The sequence below is a fragment of the Exiguobacterium sp. s75 genome, from assembly GCF_018617145.1.
Taxonomy (GTDB): Bacteria; Bacillota; Bacilli; order Exiguobacteriales; family Exiguobacteriaceae; genus Exiguobacterium; species Exiguobacterium profundum.
Map to the genome: position 1 here is coordinate 254,153 of NZ_JACSJQ010000002.1, position 21,170 is coordinate 275,322.

The 21,170-nt window shown below is 47.9% G+C and carries 21 protein-coding genes and 1 riboswitch; of the genes, 9 read left to right on the forward strand and 12 right to left on the reverse strand.

The features are described 5' to 3' along the window. Nucleotides 1–4 precede the first annotated feature (4 nt). Both KNO68_RS10700 and KNO68_RS10705 read left to right on the forward strand, forming a co-directional pair. Nucleotides 5–370 carry a DUF1499 domain-containing protein gene (locus tag KNO68_RS10700; RefSeq protein ID WP_015880497.1) on the forward strand — a complete coding sequence of 122 codons (366 nt, stop codon included), beginning with the start codon at nucleotides 5–7 and terminating at the stop codon, nucleotides 368–370. Continuing rightward, on the forward strand, nucleotides 367–1,791 hold the full coding sequence (locus KNO68_RS10705) for a dihydrolipoyl dehydrogenase family protein (protein ID WP_215112473.1): 1,425 nt from the start codon (nucleotides 367–369) through the stop codon (nucleotides 1,789–1,791). The genes KNO68_RS10700 and KNO68_RS10705 overlap by 4 nt, the downstream gene beginning before the upstream one ends. A gap of 33 nt (nucleotides 1,792–1,824) precedes the next feature. Here KNO68_RS10705 and KNO68_RS10710 read toward each other — a convergent pair whose 3' ends face one another. The 3 genes from KNO68_RS10710 to KNO68_RS10720 all read right to left on the reverse strand — a co-directional run bounded on the left by KNO68_RS10710 (nucleotide 1,825) and on the right by KNO68_RS10720 (nucleotide 3,702). Beyond that, nucleotides 1,825–2,604: a flagellar motor protein MotB gene (locus KNO68_RS10710; RefSeq protein WP_015880499.1), complete on the reverse strand. Its 780-nt coding sequence runs from the start codon at nucleotides 2,602–2,604 to the stop codon at nucleotides 1,825–1,827. Continuing rightward, nucleotides 2,582–3,364: a flagellar motor stator protein MotA gene (gene motA / locus KNO68_RS10715; RefSeq protein WP_015880500.1), complete on the reverse strand. Its 783-nt coding sequence runs from the start codon at nucleotides 3,362–3,364 to the stop codon at nucleotides 2,582–2,584. The genes KNO68_RS10710 and motA overlap by 23 nt, the downstream gene beginning before the upstream one ends. Before the next feature lie 86 nt (nucleotides 3,365–3,450). Next, on the reverse strand, nucleotides 3,451–3,702 hold the full coding sequence (locus KNO68_RS10720) for a hypothetical protein (protein WP_230235447.1): 252 nt from the start codon (nucleotides 3,700–3,702) through the stop codon (nucleotides 3,451–3,453). A 140-nt stretch (nucleotides 3,703–3,842) separates the two neighbouring features. Between KNO68_RS10720 and KNO68_RS10725 the strand changes: the two genes are divergently transcribed. Further along, nucleotides 3,843–5,222: a TrkH family potassium uptake protein gene (locus tag KNO68_RS10725; protein ID WP_078146130.1), complete on the forward strand. Its 1,380-nt coding sequence runs from the start codon at nucleotides 3,843–3,845 to the stop codon at nucleotides 5,220–5,222. 152 nt (nucleotides 5,223–5,374) lie between these two features. Further along, nucleotides 5,375–5,659, forward strand: a complete 285-nt coding sequence (locus KNO68_RS10730) for a hypothetical protein (RefSeq protein WP_215187615.1) — start codon at nucleotides 5,375–5,377, stop codon at nucleotides 5,657–5,659. A gap of 69 nt (nucleotides 5,660–5,728) precedes the next feature. Here the strand turns inward: KNO68_RS10730 and KNO68_RS10735 are convergent, their stop codons facing one another. Beyond that, entirely contained in the window at nucleotides 5,729–6,799 is a 1,071-nt protein-coding gene (locus KNO68_RS10735; RefSeq protein ID WP_215112475.1) for an SDR family oxidoreductase, read from the reverse strand. After that, on the reverse strand, nucleotides 6,796–8,970 hold the full coding sequence (locus KNO68_RS10740) for a PAS domain-containing sensor histidine kinase (protein ID WP_215112476.1): 2,175 nt from the start codon (nucleotides 8,968–8,970) through the stop codon (nucleotides 6,796–6,798). Before KNO68_RS10740 ends, KNO68_RS10735 begins: the two co-directional genes overlap by 4 nt. 126 nt (nucleotides 8,971–9,096) lie before the next feature. Here KNO68_RS10740 and KNO68_RS10745 point away from each other — a divergent pair, with 126 nt between their 5' ends. Then, entirely contained in the window at nucleotides 9,097–9,591 is a 495-nt protein-coding gene (locus KNO68_RS10745; protein WP_015880505.1) for a restriction endonuclease, read from the forward strand. A gap of 217 nt (nucleotides 9,592–9,808) precedes the next feature. Continuing rightward, nucleotides 9,809–10,291, forward strand: coding sequence for an LURP-one-related family protein (locus KNO68_RS10750; protein ID WP_015880506.1), 483 nt, complete (start codon nucleotides 9,809–9,811; stop codon nucleotides 10,289–10,291). Nucleotides 10,292–10,347: 56 nt separating this feature from the next. On the opposite strand, the gene KNO68_RS10755 is transcribed toward KNO68_RS10750, so the two are convergent. Continuing rightward, nucleotides 10,348–10,971 (reverse strand): DUF1836 domain-containing protein, encoded by a 624-nt coding sequence (locus KNO68_RS10755; RefSeq protein ID WP_015880507.1) that lies wholly within the window; start codon nucleotides 10,969–10,971, stop codon nucleotides 10,348–10,350. Nucleotides 10,972–11,122: 151 nt separating this feature from the next. Here KNO68_RS10755 and KNO68_RS10760 point away from each other — a divergent pair, with 151 nt between their 5' ends. Both KNO68_RS10760 and murB read left to right on the forward strand, forming a co-directional pair. After that, nucleotides 11,123–11,773, forward strand: coding sequence for a diacylglycerol/polyprenol kinase family protein (locus tag KNO68_RS10760; protein WP_214685133.1), 651 nt, complete (start codon nucleotides 11,123–11,125; stop codon nucleotides 11,771–11,773). Nucleotides 11,774–11,928: 155 nt separating this feature from the next. Continuing rightward, nucleotides 11,929–12,849, forward strand: coding sequence for a UDP-N-acetylmuramate dehydrogenase (gene murB, locus KNO68_RS10765; RefSeq protein ID WP_015880509.1), 921 nt, complete (start codon nucleotides 11,929–11,931; stop codon nucleotides 12,847–12,849). A gap of 95 nt (nucleotides 12,850–12,944) precedes the next feature. Here the strand turns inward: murB and ald are convergent, their stop codons facing one another. From ald to trhO, 4 genes are all read right to left on the reverse strand, one after another. Beyond that, nucleotides 12,945–14,075, reverse strand: a complete 1,131-nt coding sequence (gene ald, locus KNO68_RS10770; protein ID WP_214812645.1) for an alanine dehydrogenase — start codon at nucleotides 14,073–14,075, stop codon at nucleotides 12,945–12,947. Between the two features lie 132 nt (nucleotides 14,076–14,207). Beyond that, nucleotides 14,208–15,431 (reverse strand): PucR family transcriptional regulator, encoded by a 1,224-nt coding sequence (locus KNO68_RS10775; RefSeq protein ID WP_214685137.1) that lies wholly within the window; start codon nucleotides 15,429–15,431, stop codon nucleotides 14,208–14,210. A 91-nt stretch (nucleotides 15,432–15,522) separates the two neighbouring features. Continuing rightward, nucleotides 15,523–15,948, reverse strand: a complete 426-nt coding sequence (locus KNO68_RS10780) for a divergent PAP2 family protein (RefSeq protein WP_143180200.1) — start codon at nucleotides 15,946–15,948, stop codon at nucleotides 15,523–15,525. 118 nt (nucleotides 15,949–16,066) lie between these two features. Continuing rightward, nucleotides 16,067–17,008 carry an oxygen-dependent tRNA uridine(34) hydroxylase TrhO gene (gene trhO, locus KNO68_RS10785; RefSeq protein ID WP_214685141.1) on the reverse strand — a complete coding sequence of 314 codons (942 nt, stop codon included), beginning with the start codon at nucleotides 17,006–17,008 and terminating at the stop codon, nucleotides 16,067–16,069. A 225-nt stretch (nucleotides 17,009–17,233) separates the two neighbouring features. Here trhO and KNO68_RS10790 point away from each other — a divergent pair, with 225 nt between their 5' ends. After that, nucleotides 17,234–17,878: a TVP38/TMEM64 family protein gene (locus tag KNO68_RS10790; RefSeq protein WP_215112477.1), complete on the forward strand. Its 645-nt coding sequence runs from the start codon at nucleotides 17,234–17,236 to the stop codon at nucleotides 17,876–17,878. Between the two features lie 17 nt (nucleotides 17,879–17,895). On the opposite strand, the gene KNO68_RS10795 is transcribed toward KNO68_RS10790, so the two are convergent. Further along, a complete protein-coding gene (locus KNO68_RS10795; protein WP_196430354.1) occupies nucleotides 17,896–19,179 on the reverse strand; it encodes a Na+/H+ antiporter NhaC family protein in 1,284 nt (427 codons plus the stop codon). 67 nt (nucleotides 19,180–19,246) lie between these two features. Then, a riboswitch (SAM riboswitch) is annotated at nucleotides 19,247–19,342 on the reverse strand. 98 nt (nucleotides 19,343–19,440) lie between these two features. Further along, on the reverse strand, nucleotides 19,441–21,120 hold the full coding sequence (locus KNO68_RS10800) for a GGDEF domain-containing protein (RefSeq protein WP_214685145.1): 1,680 nt from the start codon (nucleotides 21,118–21,120) through the stop codon (nucleotides 19,441–19,443). Nucleotides 21,121–21,170: the final 50 nt, after the last annotated feature.

Genomic DNA, 21,170 nt, shown 5'->3' on the forward strand with positions numbered 1-21,170 from the left:
TATAATGGCCAATCAATCTTTGAAGCCGTTAAAAGGAAGTCCGAATGCTGTGTCAACCCAAACTTCAATTGAAGAATTGCGGATGGACCCACTGCCGTATGCGGGCAGCCGCGGGCAATCGATCGAAGCCATGAAGATGGCGATGAATCAGTTGCCGCGGGCTGAATTGGTGAAGGAAACAGATGAAGGACTTCATTATGTAGTGACTTCGAAAGTGATGCGATTTAAAGATGATGTCGATTTTTTATTTGATGACGCTACTCAACAAGTCGAGTTTCGATCTGCGTCGCGTGTCGGCTATTCAGACTTTGGAGTGAATCGAAAACGAATGGAAGATGTGAGCGAACGATACCGGAGGTTGATTCGATGAAGGACTATCAGTTGATTGTCATCGGTGGTGGTGCTGCCGGGATGACGGTGGCCGCAGGGGCTGCGAATTTAGGCGCGAAGGTCGCGCTTGTTGAAAAGAACAAACATTTAGGTGGTGACTGTCTGCATGTCGGATGTGTGCCATCGAAAGCGTTGATTGCTGCTTCAAAAGAAGCGAATGCGATGATGCGCGCGGCCCGAGTTCTCGGAACCGAGTTCAATGGACAAGAGCATTATCAAATGTCAAAAGCGCGTGTCGACAAAGCACGTGCCATTATTCAAGACCATGACGGAACAGAACGTTTTGAAAAGATTGGCGTCGACGTCTATATCGGAGAAGCCTCGTTCCGAAGTCCGCACGAATTAAAAGTAGGGAACGAGTTATTGATCGGGAAAAAATTTGTCATCTCGACGGGGTCGAAACCGACAGTTCCTCCGATTGATGGACTCGATCAAGTCCCATACTTAACGAACGAGACGGTCTTTGAAGAAGAGACGCTCCCGGAGAGCCTGATTGTCATCGGCGCCGGAACGGTCGGACTTGAATTGGCCCAGTCCTTTGTCCGACTCGGCTCACAAGTGACCGTGCTCGAGGCACAGGATGATTTCCTACCTAAAGAAGACGAGGACGTCGCCACCTATTTGAAATCTCAACTCGAGATGGCGATGCGCCTAAAAATCGGCGTAAAGGTCAATCGAGTCGATGAAGTCGATGGCCGCATTCGTGTCACGACAGAGGTGAACGGCGAAACGGTCGAATATGAAGCGGACAAACTGCTGATGGCGACAGGTCGCGTTCCCCGAATCGATGCGCTCCGTCTCGACCGGGCGAACGTTCAGGTGACGAAAGGGTATATCGATGTCTCGTCGTCATATCGGACGTCACAATCTCATATCTTTGCCATTGGCGATACGATCAAGACGCTCCCATTCACACATGCCGCTGGAGAAGAAGGGAAAGCGGTTGTCGCGAACGCGCTCTTTGGATTATGGAACAAGGTCGACTACAGCAAGCTCCCGTGGATCACATTCACAGACCCTGAGGTGTTCCATGTCGGGATGACAGAGAAAGAAGCGCGCGAGCGTTATGGCGACGACATTGAGACGTATGAAGCGAAACTGTCCGAAGTGGACCGCTTCATTGCTGAACGTCAAGAAGCAGGCTTTGTCAAAGTGATTACGAAGAAAAATGGAAAAATCATCGGAGCTCATGCAGTCGGTGAATCTGCGGGGGATTGGATGCAAATTGTCGTCTATGCGATGCAACGTGGCGACAAAATCGGGAAGCTGTCCCGTATGATTTACCCGTATCCGTCGCGAAGTGAGGCCGTGAAGAAAGTGACAGACCTTTACTGGCGGAAACGTTTGTTCGAAAGTCCGCTCACCGAACTTGCGAGACGCTACTTTAAATTAATGCAATAACACAAATCACCCACTCAAACGAGTGGGTGATTATTAGTTTGGTAAGGTGATGGTTTCAATCATCTTCGGTTCGCCTTCAGAAAGGTCGACGAGTGGTTTAATCAACACTTCAACGCGTCGGTTTTTAGAGCGACCTTCTTCTGTATCGTTCGTCGCGATCGGTTTAAACTCACCGTAACTCGCGAGTGTGAATTGGGCCGGGTTCAAGGCATCATTTGCCAAAAGACCACGCATGAACGCGGTCGCACGTGCCGAACTGAGTTCCCAGTTTGACGGGAAACGTGCCGTATTAATTGGAATGTTATCCGTATGACCGGAGACGACAATCTCTCGCTTGCCCGCCTTCTCTAAAATCTGACTGATGTTTTGTGCGACGGCACGAGCATCGGCATCGAGTGTCGCCTCTCCTAAGTTGAACAGGGCACGGTCTTGAATCGTCAAGACGAGACCGCTTGAATTGATCGTCGCTTTGATTTGGCTTTCGAGACCGTTCTTTTTAATGTATTTGTTTACATCTTCTTTTAATTCATCAAGTTGAGCCAATTCATACGTTCGTGGGTTGGCGGTCGTATTGGTCTTGTCTGTACGTTCGATGTCACTGTTTGAGGCAGTCGAAGCTTGAAAGACGCTGACGCCTCCGGAGAACACCTGGTTGAAAGACTGTGACATTTTCTCAAGCTTTGTCTGGTCGATGTTACTCGATGCGAATAGTACGATGAAAAGCGCGAGCAACAGGGTCAACAAATCGGCGTAAGGAATCAGCCAGCCTTCGGGAATGTGTTCTTCATGATCATGCTTCTTTTTGCGCTTCATAGTCAGCTCGCTCCTTTGGAGACAAATACACAGACAGTTTATCTTCTAGCGTTTTTGGAGATTCACCACTTTGAATCGATAAAATCCCTTCAATCATCATTTCCTTGATGATGACTTCACTCTTCGAATACTGCTTCAATTTATTGGCAAACGGGAACCAAAGCACATATCCGGTGAAAATCCCGAATAGTGTCGCGACGAAGGCCGCTGAAATGGCATGTCCGAGCTTTTCGATATCGGATAAGTCTTTCAAGGCAGCAATCAATCCGATAACGGCTCCGAGTACCCCGAGTGTTGGGGCATATGTCCCGGCCTGTGTGAAAATATCGGCGTTTGCTTTATGGCGCTGTTCCATATTCTCGATGTCGCGTGACATGACTTCCGCGATATATTCGGAAGGTTGACCGTCGATGACCATCATCATGCCTTGGCGTAAAAATGGTTCTTCGACTTGTTCGAGTGCCGTTTCAAGGGAGAGGAGTCCCTCTTTTCGGGCTTGTGTCGACAAGTCGACGAATTGCGTGAGCAATCCAGACTTGCTTGGTAGTTCTTGTTTTTTGAACAAGATTTTAAATAGTTTTGGAACGTTCTGAAGTTGTTCCTTCGATACAGCGATACTGACGGCCGCGGCTGTACCGACGAAAATGATAACCATTGCGGCAGGGTTGATCAGCGGCGCAACACCTGCTCCTTTTAATAGCATTCCACCGACGAGGGTGAGGAACCCGAGTATGAGTCCGACTAACGTAACGACATCCATGTCTTTGTTTTCCACCTTTCCGAAATAAATCAGGACAAAAAAAGCGAGAGACGCCACTCGTCTCCCGCAACATGCGTTCCCGATGATTAAGCGCCGTTTTCATCAATCAACATTTGAATGCTGATATTTCGTTCTTCACGCTCTATATCGGTTAATACGTCGTATTTTTTTAACAATGCGTACAATTGATTCACGACTTCTTGCTCGAGTGACCAATTGAGTAACTCTTCTAGCTGAAAATAAAGGTGAGCGGGCATACATTGTGATTGACGCTCTAACCTTCGTGAGACATCCTCTATCGAATGATCTACCGTACTAGGGTCCACGGTTTCATTCAACCTCCTCAACATTCTTAAAGTCTATCTCCCATAATACCAAAAAATCGAAGAAAGCGTTAGAGATACATTTTCTTGTTGGCATTTAGAAAGGTGAAGAGTAACATGAGGCTTAGAATAATAGAAGTGAAGGAGATGTCGTGATGCGGCATAGACTGTCAGCGCGTGAGGTGCGCTTGAAGCGAATCGAGGTACTTTACCGAGTCGTATTTGAAAAACCTGCCCGTTTTATCGCGGGAGGATTTTTACTGGCGATTTTTATCGGGGGCACTCTTTTATATATGCCATTTGCGCAAGAAGAATCGGTTTCTTGGATTGATTGTTTATTTATCGCGACGTCTGCCGGAACGGTCACTGGACTGTCGACAGTCGACATCGGCTCCTCCTTCACCCTGTTTGGTGAATTGGTCATTGTCGCCCTCATTCAAATCGGGGGTCTCGGGTTTATGACGATCGCCTTGATGTTGCTCAGTGTATTAGGGAAGAAAATCGGATTAAAGCAGCGAATCTTGTTACAGGAATCACTGAATTTAGCGGGGCCGGGAGGAACGGTTCGTCTCGTACGGAACATCGTCTTCACGACGGTCATCGTGCAGTTCATCGGGATGTTGTTTTTGACGTTCGAGTTGTTCAGTACAGAGAACTATTCTTTTGGAAAGGCACTTTATTACGGTTTCTTCCATGCAGTGTCTGCCTTCAATAATGCGGGATTCGCATTATTCCCAGACAGTCTCATGTCATTTGAGCAGAACACAGCCATCATTGTGACCATCGCCATCATGATTATGATTGGAGGTCTTGGCTTCACGACGATTGCCGATACCACGGAAAAGAGAGGCTGGAAACGTCTCGCCCTCCATTCGAAAATCATGATTTTGTCACTCTTGGTCATCAATGGTGTCGCTTGGTTCGTCCTCATGATGTTTGAGTGGGTATCGAACGAAGGGGTATTGTACGGTCGATCCCTCGGTGAGGCGTTACACGTAACGTTCTTCCAAGCCGTGACGACACGGACGGCCGGCTTCAATTCCATTGATATCGCGACCATGGCACCAGCCTCAATCGGTTTGATATTGATTCTGATGTATATCGGGGCAGGGGCGGCTTCGACAGGGTCGGGGATCAAAGTGACGACGCTTGCCGTCATCTTTGCGGATATGTGGGCCTTCATCGCAGGGAAGAAAGAAACGGTCATCATGGAGCGGACGATTGATGCGTTTCAAATCAAAAAGGCGTACGTCGTAGCCATCTCAAGTTTCTTGTTCATTATGATAATCACGACACTCGTCATTTTATCGAATGGCCACATTCCGGCGACTGCCATTTTATTCGAAACGGTCTCGGCGTTTGGGACAGTAGGGTTGTCGCTCGGCATCACAGCGGAATTGAATGATGCCGGGAAGGGATTGATCATGTTCATGATGCTTCTCGGACGTGTCGGGTCGTTGACCATTCTCTTTACCGTCGCACGTCAAGCCGACCGGAAAATTCGCTATCCGAAAGAGAAGATTTTGATTGGTTGAACGTGTGTTTTGGGCTGCATTCCTCATAGAGGGACTGCAGCCTTTTTAAGTGAACGTGGTCAGGAGGCGACATGAATTTTTGATGGCCTTCATCGTATGAAACGATTGGTATATAATGGGTTGGAAAAGGAATGATCGAGGAGGCTTTTGACTTGTTATCTTGGCTTGGTATGACAAAAGGGGAGAAGACAGGACGCCCCTTCTTCGGGGACGTGTCGAAACGAGCGGTAACGCTTGTGTTACTCTCCTCGTTGATGTTGATGTCTGGTGTGAAGTCGCTATTGGTTTACTTGATTCCGACTGCGTATTTGGAGGATGACATCATTGCGGTTCTTCCTAGTATCGTAGGGCTCCTTGTGGCATTGGTCTATATCCTCGTCCTCGAGCGTCTGCTTCACGATCAAGCGGTGTCTCGTAACGATGTGGATGAGATGTAAACACGTGTACGCTGTGATCGAACGTACACGTGTTCTTTTGGTTCCAATCATAGTTGAAGCCCTGACGAATCAGGGCTTTTTGTGTGCCATGAAATAATGGACAATCTCTGGGAGGTAATCCTGGAGGTCCGGACAAACGATGCCCGTTCCGTCGAGCGCCCGTATCGTTTGTGTCGTGTCAAAGTGAACAGGATGTTTAAAGTATTCCAATAGTTCGTGAGGAACCTCGAGCCGTTTGGCACCATTCCAAGCAGTGAATGCCGCGTCGGCAACGGCATGAGGAACGGTCCCGCGAGGAGAGCGCTGAAACATCGTCTCATGCAACATACGATACACCTCGCGTGCGCCGTGTGGGAACGGATCCGTCAAATGGAATGTCCGCTTTAGACCGTTTGGAGAATGCGCTAAGAAAGCGGTCGCTTCTACTACATAATCGTACGGAACGAGGTTTACCTCAACGTTCGCCCGCCCGATGTAAGGGAGTGGGCGCATCTGTTGGAGTTGTGTCATCAATTGTAAGACGAAATAGACACCGTCGAACTTTTTCGTTTCGCCCGTGCGACTATGTCCGATTACGATGCCAGGACGAATGATGGTGATGGGCATGCCTCCCATTTCTCGCGAAACGAGTGCCTCTGCTTCATATTTAGTCGCTTCATAATGATTTTTGAACTGGACTCGGTGCCATAATTCATTTTCATAGACCGTTCCACGACGACGTCCGGCGATATAGGCGGTACTAAAGTACACGTAACGCTTCAATTGTTTCGAGCGTTTGGCGAACGCGGTCACATGCTTGGTCCCGAGGATGTTGACGCGATAGCCGACGTCATACGAAATACTCAAGTCATATGCGGCGGCGAGGTGGAAAATGTAATGGACATCGCGTTCAATGACAGACCGCATGATCGGGTCGAGAATCACTTCGGGTAACGTGATGTCTGCTTCGACAAGGACGAGCTGATGTGGCGCAAGCGACGTCGTTGACAGTAGCGTATCTCGTAGCTCTTCTGCATCACATTGTTGATTCGGAAGATGCAAGGCATAGATGACTCCGATTTGATGCGGTAACGAAGCGAGGTGTTCAATTAATTTTCCTGCTAAAAAACCAGGGAATCCGGTAAAGGCATAATTGTTCATGACGTTTCCTCCGCTAAGTCTAATGTGAATGTAAAAGTCGACCCTTTCCCGACTGTCGATTCCACTTCGATGCTCCCACCATGTGATTCGATAATTTCTTTACAAATCGACAACCCGAGACCGGTTCCACCAATTTTACGTGTATCCGAATTATCGACCCGATAAAACTTAGTAAACAACTTTTCAAAGGCGTGCTCGGGAATCCCGATTCCAAAATCACGAATGGAGACATGAGCTTGATCGTTGTCTTTTCGGACCCGCACTTCGATTTCCTGTCCATTCGGAGAATATTTGATTGCATTTGAAATCAAATTGACGAGAACTTGCTCGATGCGATCTCGGTCGGCAACGAGATACAAGTCATCATCCGCATGATCGAAATGAATGGTATGATCACTCGTTTCGCGGAAGCGTTCAATCACTTCTAAGACAAGTTCATTCAAAGCGAAATAATCTTGTTTATATTCTTGGTGACCATCTTCCATGCGTTGGATGTCCAAAAAGTCGTTGAGTAGGACGGTCAATCGTTTCGCTTCCCGCGACATCGTCTTCAAGAAGCGCTCTCGTTTTTCAGGCGTCAAATCTCGAGCGAGCATCAATTCAATATATCCCGATAATGAAGAAAGAGGAGTTCTTAGTTCATGTGAGACCGTGCTCACCAGTTCATTTTTAATCTGGTCCATCCGCTCTTCCTCGGTTCGGTTACGGAACACAAACAAGAATCCACTATCCATACCGATTTGTCGTTTTGTATCCATCGTCGTTCCATACATCTCATAGTATTCTTCATCTCGGTCGTTTGGCTGTGGGATGGAGAAACGCATCGATACTTCACGCGCTGTCCCATCGAGAAGTTGATCCATCTTTCGTAGCATCTCGCTCCTGTCACGAGGACGGAACGTGGAGAGGAGCGGGATACGCTCCTGAATTTTGTTTGGAGCAATCCCAGGTAAGTCCATGAGTCGTCTTGCGTGGACGTTCATGAACAAGACACTCCCGTTCGATTCGGTCAAAACGAACGCTTCATTCGATGCTTGTAAGATTGACTGGATGATATCGCGCTGACGGGCGATGGCATTTTTTTCACGTTCGAGCATACGCTCTACTTTTTTACGGTCGCTGATATCACGCATGACCGCGACTCGTAACGTTTGCCCTTGATACGTCACTTCTTTCGGATACACTTCTAGTTCTAAGAACGTTCCATCTTGCCGACGACCAATCACTTCGTATGGCGTTTGAATGTGATTGCGAATGCGTCGCAACACATCGGCCCGGTACCCTTCCGCGATAAACTCGATAGTCTGGCGTCCCATCATTTGCTCTGCAGGGATTTTAAAGATGGATTCCGCTGCCTTGTTCGCATCGAGAATCATCCCATCTTCATGGAACAGAACGGCTTCGATGACCGATTCGGCAAACATGCGATAACGCTGTTCCTTATAACGGAGCTCACGTTTCAACTCAATCTCGGAACTCACATCAAATACGAAGAAAAAGAAGCCGATGAGTTGCTCTTGCTCATAAACGGGATGCATGAACAATTTGCCGATGAAATGTGTCCGATCTTTACATTGAAATTTCCATTCCCGGTCTCCTTTGTCGAGTGCGAGGCGTAACATTTGTTCGAACGATAGCAACCGTTCCGTCTCGTCTTGATAAGCAGAGCGCTTTTCACTTAATTCTCTCGATTCAAATAAAGCGAACGGTGTCATTTCGTAGAGCACTTCATGGGGCGCATAGCCAAACAGTTCCGTGGCCCCCTGATTGAAACGAGTAATCAACAGATTCGCATCCGTCATGATCATCGCCATGTCGAGTTCGGTGTGCATCATCGCCTCAAAAGCGTTGTGTTGAATCGTCACGCGTGTATCATGGGGCAATGGCTCAATGGAGAGGATATATTGATTTTCCCACGGAATGGCGTGTACTCGCATCGTTGGCAGTTCATACATCCAAGGTAGTCCTTGTTCCATCCGACGAGACAATTCCATCGTAATCGGTGACTGATTGACCATATGGAAAAGGTTCGAACGTCTCTGTAGATTCTCAGGAAACTGCTCGAGAAACGGAAGGTTTGCCTGAACGATTGTTCCATCTTTCTGTATTAACGCAACTCCGTAAGGTAATGCATGAAGTAACTCACTTTGGAGATTGGCATGATTCTCCATGAACAGTCATCCCTCCTTCGTGGTGTCAGACGAGCACATCTTCTATATCATTCGACAGATCCCCCTTTCATTTCCTGCCCTCAAAACGGTAAAGTGAGGGAGAGGAATTGGAAAGGAAAGATGAGCATGATTGGATTACTCATTGGGATCATCGGTGCCATATGTTTATGGTGGTTCGAGGCACCGCTTTGGAGCAGCGTACTGCTTCTCTTGCTTGGAATTGCATGGTTTATATGGAAAGTAAGGCTGTCGACCATCGACCGCATTGATCGGATGGATGGTCGGGAGTTTGAATTATTTTTAGAGGAAGTGTTCACCGCGCTTGGTTACACGGTCACGGTGACTCCAGCATCACGTGACTTTGGTGCTGACTTGTTATTGGAGACACCGGATGGATGGTCGATTGCCGTTCAAGCAAAGCGTTATGAAAAGACGGTCGGACTCGAAGCGGTTCAACAAATTGCAGCGGCTGTTCCCTATTATCAAGCACACGAAGGCTGGGTCGTGACGAACTCGAATTTCACGGACAGCGCATACGAATTGGCGGCGCCAAATCAAGTTCGTCTGATTGCAAGAATGGAGCTTGAAGAACTTTTAAAAGAAGCGGGATATAAGCGATGAGAATAGGCTTGTTCACAAGTTCGACAGAATCCAAATGATGTCGAAAAAAAAGGGTTGTCTTTTTCTTTAAACGATGCAATAATCATCTTCGTCATATGAAATATGTAGTAGTTGAAACGAGATAAAAACTACACAGAGAAACGATTGGGGTTTTCAGTAATACCCGACCGTACACATACAAACAATCACGGTTGGAACGTGCTAGGAGGAAAAAGCGGTGCGCAAATTAATTTATGTAAAAGGTTGCGTCTTTACACAAGGTGAGGCGACCATTTATGACGAGACAAATGATGCGATCGGATCTGTTCACCGCGACGCGGAAGGCAGTGTCCAAGTGCACAATTTGTCTGGACGACAGATCGCTCATGGGAAATACATCCCAAACTGCCAAAAATGGGTCGTGATGAACCATGATGGACAGGCGATTGGTCAATTGAAAGACAAGTTCTCGTTATTCGGGAAAAAGTGTGAGTACAACGTCTATGAACGCGGACTCTTCACGATTCAATATGATGTGGAACGTCACAAGTTTAGCGTTCGCGACAAAGCAGGTAAACTTGTCGCGGAACTACGGAAACAAGAAGACGATACGTTCTGCTTAACGAAAGAAGCCGATCAGTTATCGATGTTCGAACTCCTTTCCGTCTTAAAGACGTTAACGGTCAAATCACGGATGCCGCTCGCAGCATCTGTCTCATAACGATGACGAGCACCGGTCAAGAGACCGGTGTTTTTTGATACGAAAAAACCGTCTCATCAAATGAAACGGTTCAAATAGTGCTTGGCCTCGAGTTCGAGTGTCGTCACCCGATGTGCGTATAGACAAAGCTTCAAGACGTGAATGATATTTGGATGTTCATAGTTCATCTTTTCGAGCGAACGCTTCGCCCGTGTATCGAGAAGGTCGATCGGGCTTGTTGACTTCGCATACTCCGCGTAAAGTCGATAAAAATCAATCGGTTTGATGAAGTCGTCTTCGTCCCGGTCAGGGTTGTTGAAGATGAGCGCCAACAAGGAACTCGTCTCTTCGAGGGAAAAAAGGTGTTTCAAGTCATCAAGGAGATAAATGATTGCCGCTTGATGCAAGGAATACTTTTTACCGATTCGTGGGACACCGATGATTTTACGGACTTCACGCTTCGTCCAGTTTTGAATCGTCGTCGCGGAGAGATGCTCGCCGGTCAATGCGTTAGCGAGGGCGACGATTTGATTAATCGATAAGCCGTTCTTTTCAATATGAAACAAGTGGATTTTTCGAAGCTCTTTTGGGAAATGTTCACGCACGTCTTCAGGGAAGAGGGCGATGGCTCGCTCGATTTCTCCGACCTGCATAAAATGAAGGCAATCTGCCAAAGTTTGAATTGAAGTTGCGTCGCGCATACGGCCACCCTTTCTATCGCCAACAGCGTACGTTGGCTATACAGTCATTTGACCTCATTCTACCAAATGTTTGAAAAGTAAGCTAGGATGGGCACTGATTAAGGTATAATGACGGTATCATACACACTCTATATATGAAGGTGGTCAAGCAATGAATGAATGGATTCGTTCGATTCTTTCCATTGTAGTCGTCCTCGTGTTTCTCGTGGGTCTCGAGCAAGTCGGGAAACGTCTTGGATGGACGGATGAAACGATTCGAAAAAGTGTACATATCGCAGTCGGACATTGGTCGTTACTAGCAGTTTGGTTAATGGATTCATGGTACGTCGCGGCAGTCCCGCTCATCTTCTTCACATTTGCGAATGCGGTCCTTTTGTATAAAAGCCCGTCACCGGTGCATCAAACGGAGCGGAAATCATTCGGGACCGTATACTATCCGATTGCATTGCTCATTATTTTATACTTCTTCTTCGAGTCTGAGCCGATCGCGTTTTTAGCCGGGTCACTCGTCCTCGCCTGGGGGGACGGGATGGCAGCACTCATCGGGCGTAAATATGGGACGGTCGTTTATGATTTATATGGCCAAAAGCGTTCTTTCCAAGGAAGCATCGCCATGTTTCTAAGCTCGTATGCTGTCTTATTTTTATTGTTTTTGTGGAATGATGTCGTCCTTTGGCAAGTGGTAACATATGGGTTTATCATTTCCATCATCGCTACGCTAACTGAAGCGATTTCATATCGAGATTGGGATAACTTTACAATTCCTATCATCGTTGCCATTGCGACATCGCTATTGCTATAAACTAATCATGAATTTGTAAGAAAAACGTTGCTTGTCACGTCCAATAATCATTTGTATACTGTGATTCGTACTGAAACCATTCAGTGACGTGCTCGGAACGAGTGAGATGGGACCGAGACACTGATTAAATAGAACATAAAGGATTGAGTGAACGCATGAGCTTTTTACAGCAACTCCAGATGATCATTCCGGCCGAGCGCGTCCTTCAAGACGAGCCGTTGTCGGCACACACGTATACAAAACTAGGCGGTAAGGCAGATTACTTCGTGGCTCCACACACGTACGAAGAAGTACAGGCCGTCTTACAACTGGCCCATCAAGAAGCGATGCCGTTTATGATTCTTGGCTTCGGTTCAAACTTGATCGTCCGCGATGGTGGCATCCGTGGAATCGTTTTGAACTTGAATGAACTCGACTCGATTCGTCGAGAAGGGAATCAAATGATTGCGCAGGCAGGAGCGGCGATTATCGACGTCTCACGTCAAGCATTAGCAGAGGGGTTATCCGGCCTCGAGTTCGCATGTGGGATCCCTGGGACGGTCGGTGGGGCCGTCTACATGAACGCAGGTGCATACGGCGGAGAGACGAAGGATGTCATCACATCTGCGACGGTGTTGACGCAGGATGGTCAAGTACTTCATTTATCTAAAGATGAACTCGATCTTGACTACCGAACGAGCCGTGTCTCGAAAGAGGGCTTGATCGTACTCGAGGCGACGTTCGAACTAGAACCGAAAAACTATGAATTGATCAAAGAAGTCATGGACGACTTGACGTATAAACGGGAATCGAAACAGCCGCTTGAATATCCTTCATGTGGAAGTGTGTTCAAACGTCCGCCTGGCTATTTTGCCGGCAAGTTGATTCAAGACTCAGGTCTGCAAGGGAAACGCATCGGAGGAGCGGAAGTCTCGCTCAAACATGCGGGCTTCATCGTCAATATTGATGAGGCGACGGCGACTGAGTACATTTCACTCATCCGTCACGTCCAGGCGACCGTTAAAGAGAAATTCGAAGTGGAATTAGAGCCGGAAGTGAAAATCATCGGGGAAGATATCGCCGTTGAGAACGCATAACGCATAATAATGAAGGAATCGGACGATGGCGTTCGATTCCTTCTTTTTGGTATAGAGAAAAGACGATGAGAACGGGCATCTCATCGTCTTAAGGGTTAAGCTTGTGTTTGTTTCGAGACCGCCTCATGGGCAGGAACGAACGGATATTCCAAATCCCGCGCGACTGCTTCATACGTGACCGTTCCGTTGATGACGTTTAGGCCTTTGAGAAGCGCCTCGTTTTCAAGAAGTGCTGAGAATACGCCTTTTTGTGCACACTCGATGATATATGGCATCGTCGCGTTTGTCAGACCCATCGTCGATGTGCGTGGCACGGCACCTGGCATGTTAGCGACAGCGTAGTGTTGCACGCCATAGCGCTCATACGTTGGCGCATCATGCGTCGTGATATGGTCGATCGTCTCACAAATTCCACCTTGGTCGATGGCGACGTCGACGATGACCGAACCAGGCGACATGCGCTGTACCATTTCTTCCGTGACGAGTTTCGGTGCTTTTGCTCCTGGGATGAGCACGGCACCAATCACAAGGTCACTCTCAGCCACTTGTTTCGCAATGTTGTATTTATTTGAGATCAACGTATTGATTGTGTTTCCGAACAAGTCGTCGATTTGACGAAGACGAGCCGGGCTAATGTCCATCAACGTCACGCTCGCCCCAAGACCAATTGCGATTCGAGCTGCATTCGTTCCGACGACACCGCCTCCGATGACCGTGACGTTCGCACGAGGCACACCTGGGAGACCAGACATTAAGATTCCCTTTCCACCATGTGGTTTTTCGAGGATTTGGGCTCCGATTTGCGCAGCCATACGTCCCGCCACTTCACTCATCGGTGTGAGGAGTGGTAACGTGCGGTCCACTTCTACCGTCTCGTAGGCGATCGCTGTAATCCTTGAATCGACGAGCGCTTTCGTTAATTCCGGCTCCGCCGCAAGGTGTAGATAAGTGAAGAGCGTCAAGTCAGGACGGAAGTATTGATACTCAGACGGTTGTGGTTCTTTTACTTTGAGAGCGAGTTCAACGCCTTCCCAAACTTCTTTCGCCGTTTCAAGAATCGTCGCACCAGCATCAATATATTCCATATTCGTGAAGCCGCTACCGAGTCCGGCATTCGTTTCGACGAATACATCATGACCAAGCTCCGTTAACATAAATGCACCCATCGGTGTTAAGGCCACCCGATTTTCATTGTTTTTAATCTCTTTCAATACCCCGATTTTCATGGAACATTCCCCTTTCATTCCGTTGACACAAATTGTTCACACCCCTAGTATAGACCCATTCGAAAACGCTGTCTTTATCATGGATTCTAAAAACGAAGACGCTCACTTTGTGAAAAATCACAAAGCAAACGTCTAGTCTTCTAATCGATATTGACCAGCCTTAATGGCTAAATAAATCATGGACCGTTCGGGTAAGGAAACTTGCGTGATATTCGTCAACTCTTCGATGCGGCGAATCCGATACAGAACGGTATTCGGATGGATATGAAGATGGGCGGCGACTCGTTTGACGTTCCCATCAAAATAAAAATACCATTCGAGTGTCTTCACGAGTTCGGTCTGATGGGATGAGTCATAATGTTGCAACCGTTCGACGGTCGGATGGGTTTCAAGTCGGAGCCCGATACGCCGAGCGAGTTCCGGGACGAGTTGATAAATGCCGATCTGCTCAAATGCACGGGAAGTCGAGAGTTCGAGCGGGAACTTGCGACGCAGCGTGGTCACCCGTCGCGCTTCTTCCGCTGCGGCATATAACATGTCACTTTCGAAAAAACGTCGACTGATGCCAAGGTGTGGTTCGGATTCGCTGAACTTGTCTTGAAGCAATTGTTCGAATCGTTCCGCCCAGGCAATGAGTGCGGTCTCTTCATCGGAGAGTTCAGACTTCATATAGTGCCAGACGAGTAGCTGCTGACCGTCGATGGCATGTAAAACGACTTCAATGGCCTCTTGCGTCGCGAGCACATAGTGAAGGCGTTCCGCAAGTTGAGGGGTGATCGGTTGAGCGCATTCGATGACCGTCAACCGACTGGCGACAGCAATCGGGGCAAGCTCGTTCAACCGTTCACGATTGGCATCCGTGAGAGTCGGGGAAGCGAGTACATCTAATAAGAAGCGCTCGAGCTCGGCGCTGATTCGCCGCTCATGCATCGCAATGGTCATCAGTAATTTTTTGGCGATGGTTGCCCCTTCTTGCAGGATAGCTAGTTCTTGAGTGCTGAACGGATTCGTCCGAGCCAAGCTCCAAATATAGCCGAGTACTTCATCATGTTGTTTGATGACGATGGCTGCGCGTTCTCCGAGACCGACGGCGAGACGGGCCGGGATGACGACGGGTTCATCTTGGTCGATGACTTCTTGTAAAATGCCACTCTCCCATAGATCTTCGATGACGGCTTCTGGGACACGACGCCCGATGATGGTCGCAATCCTGGCCGGGTCGGTCGAATCGGGGTGGGTGCTATAGGCGAGCAATTGGTGGTGGCGGTTCTCGATCGTGATTGGTGCTCGAATCGCTTGTCCGATGGCTTCGGCGAGTGTATCGAGTGACTCGTAAGATTTCTGCAAAAAAGGCATGTCGATTCCTCCTCTCTCTTGAGTATAACTTCTTCTTTGTGAAACTTCACAAAAAGAATCAAGAGTGTGAGAAATGACATACCTTGTTCCATTACATTGGGAAAAACAATCCGACGACGAGACCGAGTAGCGCTCCGACGATAACCTGGAACGGCGTATGGCCGACAAGCTCATTCAAGAGCGGGGTCTCATGTTTGATTCCTTTGAAATAATCGTTCAAGAGCCGTGCTTGGAAACCGACCGCCTGCCGAACTCCGGTCGCATCATACATGACGATGGTGGCAAAGACGACAGCGAGAGCGAATAGACTTGAGTCAATGCCTTCCATTCGCCCGATTGCCGTAGCGAGTGCGACGACGGTGGACGAGTGCGAACTCGGCATGCCGCCTGAAGCGAACATGATTTCAATTTCAAAATCTCTTGTTTTAATGAGTTCAGTTACGAGCTTGGCCGCTTGGGCGATAAACCAAGCGAGAATCGCGGCGAGTAAAGGTTCGTTAAACATACGTGCATTCACTTCCTGTCTGACATAGTATCTTCAATATACCCGAAAGAGGAGCAAGCTAGACGTTAAGATTTCGTCAAAAAAAGATGTCTTGGACACGTTCTCCAAGACATCTTCTGGTCGATTTTTGTTACCCGACTACTCCTTCAGTTTCCTGAAGTTTCTCTGCAATGTTATCGATGATATAACGGTTGCGTGGGTGTTCTTGACACTCCTTCGAGCATGAACGCATTTGTTTTGGTTCACACTCTTCACAACAGAAATGCTGTACATTGCACTCCGGGTTAGCACAATTAACGTAACGAACCGTCTCGGTCCCACAGTGCATACAGTGTGAGACGACAGATGGGTTCACGGAGTTAACCGGGACGTTGATGCGCTCGTCAAAGACGTAGAGCTCGCCTTCCCAGTCTTCTCCTTTTGTCGCTTCATCCTTACCATACATCGCGACGCCACCTTTAAGGTGGAAGATGTTGTCGTGACCAAGGTCACGCATATATGCTGTAAATTTCTCGCAACGGACGCCACCGGTACAGTACGTGAGAAGTGTTTTCCCTTCGTAGAGGTCCTTGTTCTCTTCGAGCCATTCCGGCATGTAACGTGAAGCCTCTACATCGATTTTGATCGCATTTTTAAAGTGACCAAGTTCGTACTCGTAGTTGTTACGAACGTCGAGGATGACGACATCATCACGATTCATCATCTCTTTCCATTCTGCTGGTTCAAGGTATGCACCGTGTTGTTTCGGTACATCAAACTCGCCATCAAAGCGCCACGTCACGAGCTCTTTCTTGTGACGGACAAAAATTTTCTTGAAGGCATGCTCTTCGACTTCATCGATTTTGAACTCGATATCGCTGAAGAGAGGGTTTGCTTTCAAGTCATTCATGTACTGCTCGGTTTGCTCCCAAGTACCAGAGCACGTCCCGTTGATTCCTTCGGAGGAAATCAAGATGCGTCCTTTGATGCCGAGGTCCTTACAATACTTCAAATGTTCTTGCGTGAGTGTTTCTGGGTCTTCGATGTTGACGTACTTATAGTACAACAAGACCCGCATTGGTTTTGTTTCCATGTTGTGTTGCTCCCCTGTGTTCAGTTTTTTGCAGGAAAACGAACGTTGGGTTGTGTCGTTCGACGAATAGACTTGCCTGCAACCACAAGTCCATTATTATATGATAAATATCACGACGAATTTTCGCAAATGGTTTTTAATTTTTTTTGACGAATGCAGGGAGATGCGTCTTGAAAATTGAATTCGGGTAATAGAGTAGTAACGAAAGTTGAAGGTGGAACGACTATGCTAAATTCTCTCCAACAGTACATTATCCAATTGATCGAATGGCTTCAAAGTTTGCCTGGTGGTCCATGGGCCGGTCTAGGTGCACCGTTTTTAGAAGCGATTTTTCCATTTTTACCACTCGTTTTAATCATCTCTGCGAATGCGGCGACATACGGCTTTCTGTTAGGGGTCCTCTTATCCTGGATTGGGAACCTTCTTGGAACGATCGTCGTCTTTGCAGCCGTCCGTTATGTGTTCCGCAAACCGATGACACGCTGGCTCGAGAAACATAAGGCGGCGGTCTATTGGTTAGAACGCGTCAATCATATGAGTCCGATCTCACTCGGATTCTTATATTCTCTTCCATTCATCCCGGTCAGTTTGATCACGTATTTATTGGCGCTCATTCAGATGCCGCTCCGTACGTTCATCATGGCGGCAGGATTCGGGAAACTGCTCGTCGTCGTGATTTTTTCTGTCATTGGGGACCAGTGGGAAGAATTTATCCAAAGCCCGTTTCGCTTATCCATGCTCGGTCTGCTCCTCATCGTATTATGGGCCATCAGTCGAGGACTTGAAGAAGTGCTCAAACGACGGGCGTTCAAGAAACGCAACGAGCAGTTGAAACAAGAAATGATAACCAAACGACAAACACCCCTTTGAACAAGGGGTGTTTTCACTTATGACTGTTTTTTGAAACGCGGGAAATTGAATGCGATGGCGATTCCTCCACAAATAAAGAGGAGGAACGGATAAAACATGAACGGGACGAGGTCCGGCGAAGCGGTCTTCGTCAACTCTGCGGCGATGAGAAGTTGTGCTCCATATGGGAGAATTCCTTGTACACCACATGAGAAGATATCGAGTACGCTCGCTGATTTCTTCCGTTCGATGTCATACTCGTCCGCGATGTTCGCTGCAAGTGGACCGGCTACGAGAATGGAAATCGTATTGTTCGCCGTCGCTACGTTTGTCGCACTGACAAGTCCAGCGATGCTCCATTCGGCACCGGCACGTTTTTGAATACGAGATGTCAACGCGTCACGTAAATACGTGAGTCCGCCGTTGTGTGAGATGAGACCGACGAGTCCACCCATGAGTAATGTCAGGAATGAAATTTCGGCCATGCCAATCATCCCGTCCGCAATAGCTGTCACAAACGCCGTGACGGATAGGCTTCCATCTAGGAGACCGATGATGCCGGTGAGCGTGATGCCGCCTAACAGAACCAAAATGACGTTCAGTCCTGTCAATGCGAGTCCGATGACGGCAAGATACGGAATCAGTTTGTACCATTCGAATGCGGCGACATCGACCGTTGACTCCCCATTTGACAAGACGGCGAGTAAAACCGTCGTGATGATGGCAGCAGGTAGCACGATCCAGAAGTTCGTGCGGAATTTATCACGCATGTTCGTTCGTTGCGTCCGGACGGCAGCGATCGTCGTGTCCGAGATGAACGAGAGATTGTCCCCGAACATCGCCCCTCCGACAACGGCTGCGGCAGCGATGGCGACATTGACGCCACTCTCTTCATGGATACCGAGGGCGATCGGTGCAAGTGCCGCAATTGTACCCGTCGACGTTCCCATCGCCATTGAAATGAAAGCGGCGATGACGAAGAGTCCACTCAAGAGAAGCGAGGGCGGTAATAAAGTCAAGGCAGCGTTGACCGTCGCGTCGATGGCACCGATGGCTTCCGCTACCGTTGAAAAGGCGCCAGCCAGTAAGAAAATGAAAATCATGATGATGATGCCCGGATTGCCGGCTCCTTGCGCGATGCGCTCGACGGTTTGGGTGGCACTTCCTTTTGTCATGAATGCCGCAACCATCAAGGCGATGATGGCTGCGACGAGTACCGGAAACTTATAAAAGTCTCCGTAATAGACACCCGCCCCGATGAAGAAGAGTAAGAAGACGAGTAACGGCAAGAGTGCCCATTTGTTTGCTGTTGGTTGTTCCAAAATAATCACCTCACTAAAAATAAAAAGGACCCTTTCTTAAGAAAAAGGTCCTTCGTGCGAAATACCCTTTTCATCTTTCGAGCAATACGCCCGCTGGATTTGGCACAGGTTCCCCGCTGCCGAGACTTCACAGGGCCAGTCCCTCCGTCTCTCTCGATAAAAAGTGAATCTATCCAATTAGTAAACACGTTCCCTAACGTACCTGTTTCAAATCTGCTTGTCAACTTAAAAACTCCCCAATTCGATGTGAGAAAGGGGAGTTTACGTCGTTAAATTGTTGAAGTGCGCCACGCGGTTACGTCCCGCATATTTCCCACCGACATATAGCGCACGGTCCGCGTTTCGAATCGTATCGTCTAAGCGCTTATTTCCAAACGCATCGATTGTATCGACCCCGATGGACGCGGTCACAGAAACCTCGTGATGATCGACAAGGAACGGTTTCGCTTCGATTTGCTGGCGAATTCTTTCTGCAATGTCAACGGCTTGAGACATGTCACAATGATTGAGAAGCAAGATAAACTCTTCCCCACCATAACGGGCGGCAAAGTCATCAGCGCGAAGGGCTTGCCGGATACGTCGACCAAATTCCTGCAACACTTGGTCACCGACTTGATGGCCATACGTATCATTGATTTTTTTAAAGAAATCGATGTCGAGCATGGCGACCGAGATCGGATACATCGAGATGTCGGATATTTGTTGAATCCCGTATTCGTAGAAGGCGCGGGCATTGGCGAGGAGAGTCAAACTATCCGTCCGGCTCTCGGTATACAGACGATCTCGTTCATGACAACGGCTGATGGTCCGATTGAACGATTTGAGCAACTTGATGATTTCATGTTGGATAATCTTCGGATATCCATATACGCGTTCACCCGTCATCACGATCCATGTGCGAATTCCCTCAATCTCTTCCGAACGAATCGAGACGAAGCTGTGGTAGTCGTCATGAAAAGCGTCAGACAATGAGGCATCCCACTCAAATCGCATCTCGTAGTCAAGGACCGGCTCGACAGGTTGACTGATATCCAGTAGCGCAAATACGACGGGGCGATCAATCGGTTGACGTGTCTTCAAGTCGAAGTAGAGTGTGCGATCAAACAGTTTGAACTCGATATATCCTTCATCGTAATGGTTCAATTGTTCACACTGACTTAAAAAGACTTCAATGGCTTGTGCTTCGCTCTGTGATAAAGAGACGGCTTCTTTCGCTTCGTCGTACTGTTCAATCAGAGATTTATACGCATCCTGTCGTCCCTTTTGAATGAGAAGTCGTTTGATGAAGAAGGTCAACGCTGCCGCGATGCTACTGACGACAAGTAAATTCGTCTCTCGGAAGAACGCTGCCGCTAAGATGAAGATCAAACTGACGACATATGTGTAGAAAGCGATTTTCATGAAGTCGCTCAATGCGATATCGACGCGGAACCACCATCTCACCTGATATTTTTGAAATACGGTATTTAACAAGATAGCAAAGAATAACCCGGCAAGCGGTACAAACGATTCTTGCGAATAAAAATCAAGGCCGGTTACCCCACCGAGGGCGAGATAGACGGTAGCGGGAATGACAATTTCTAAGTATGCCGTAATGGCGTTCCACGGATAGGTGAAGCGAAAACGGCGTATGGCGACTTTTGGTCTCAAATTGGCGAATTGAAAGACGAATAATCCAATCTGGTTGACGATGAGTGCGGTTTCAAATCCAAAGAATAGAAAAAGAATTAATACGATACTCTCAGAGAATGTGAAGTACACACCTTTGACTTCGATTGAATCGAGTTGAAAGATGATGACGAGTAATGAGATTAAAATAAAGGACAACGGATCAATGGTCGGGGCGTGCAGCACATCCAATGTAAATAATCCGATGGTGAAGCAGAACAAAACACTCCATATGCTCCAACCGAGCACGGACATCTTGCGAAAGTGGTTCATGTGTTCCCTCCTAGCATGGGACATTTCAAGATATAATAGTAAAGATTCGT

What these genes read in the sequence shown, in the direction of transcription:
- KNO68_RS10700 (WP_015880497.1), top strand. Translation starts at nt 5, where the DNA reads ATGGCCAATCAATCTTTGAAGCCGTTAAAAGGAAGTCCGAATGCTGTG.
- KNO68_RS10705 (WP_215112473.1), top strand. Translation starts at nt 367, where the DNA reads ATGAAGGACTATCAGTTGATTGTCATCGGTGGTGGTGCTGCCGGGATG.
- KNO68_RS10710 (WP_015880499.1), bottom strand. Translation starts at nt 2,604, where the DNA reads ATGAAGCGCAAAAAGAAGCATGATCATGAAGAACACATTCCCGAAGGC.
- motA (WP_015880500.1), bottom strand. Translation starts at nt 3,364, where the DNA reads ATGGATGTCGTTACGTTAGTCGGACTCATACTCGGGTTCCTCACCCTC.
- KNO68_RS10725 (WP_078146130.1), top strand. Translation starts at nt 3,843, where the DNA reads ATGCGGCATAGACTGTCAGCGCGTGAGGTGCGCTTGAAGCGAATCGAG.
- KNO68_RS10735 (WP_215112475.1), bottom strand. Translation starts at nt 6,799, where the DNA reads ATGAACAATTATGCCTTTACCGGATTCCCTGGTTTTTTAGCAGGAAAA.
- KNO68_RS10740 (WP_215112476.1), bottom strand. Translation starts at nt 8,970, where the DNA reads ATGGAGAATCATGCCAATCTCCAAAGTGAGTTACTTCATGCATTACCT.
- KNO68_RS10745 (WP_015880505.1), top strand. Translation starts at nt 9,097, where the DNA reads ATGATTGGATTACTCATTGGGATCATCGGTGCCATATGTTTATGGTGG.
- KNO68_RS10755 (WP_015880507.1), bottom strand. Translation starts at nt 10,971, where the DNA reads ATGCGCGACGCAACTTCAATTCAAACTTTGGCAGATTGCCTTCATTTT.
- KNO68_RS10760 (WP_214685133.1), top strand. Translation starts at nt 11,123, where the DNA reads ATGAATGAATGGATTCGTTCGATTCTTTCCATTGTAGTCGTCCTCGTG.
- murB (WP_015880509.1), top strand. Translation starts at nt 11,929, where the DNA reads ATGAGCTTTTTACAGCAACTCCAGATGATCATTCCGGCCGAGCGCGTC.
- ald (WP_214812645.1), bottom strand. Translation starts at nt 14,075, where the DNA reads ATGAAAATCGGGGTATTGAAAGAGATTAAAAACAATGAAAATCGGGTG.
- KNO68_RS10775 (WP_214685137.1), bottom strand. Translation starts at nt 15,431, where the DNA reads ATGCCTTTTTTGCAGAAATCTTACGAGTCACTCGATACACTCGCCGAA.
- trhO (WP_214685141.1), bottom strand. Translation starts at nt 17,008, where the DNA reads ATGGAAACAAAACCAATGCGGGTCTTGTTGTACTATAAGTACGTCAAC.
- KNO68_RS10790 (WP_215112477.1), top strand. Translation starts at nt 17,234, where the DNA reads ATGCTAAATTCTCTCCAACAGTACATTATCCAATTGATCGAATGGCTT.
- KNO68_RS10800 (WP_214685145.1), bottom strand. Translation starts at nt 21,120, where the DNA reads ATGAACCACTTTCGCAAGATGTCCGTGCTCGGTTGGAGCATATGGAGT.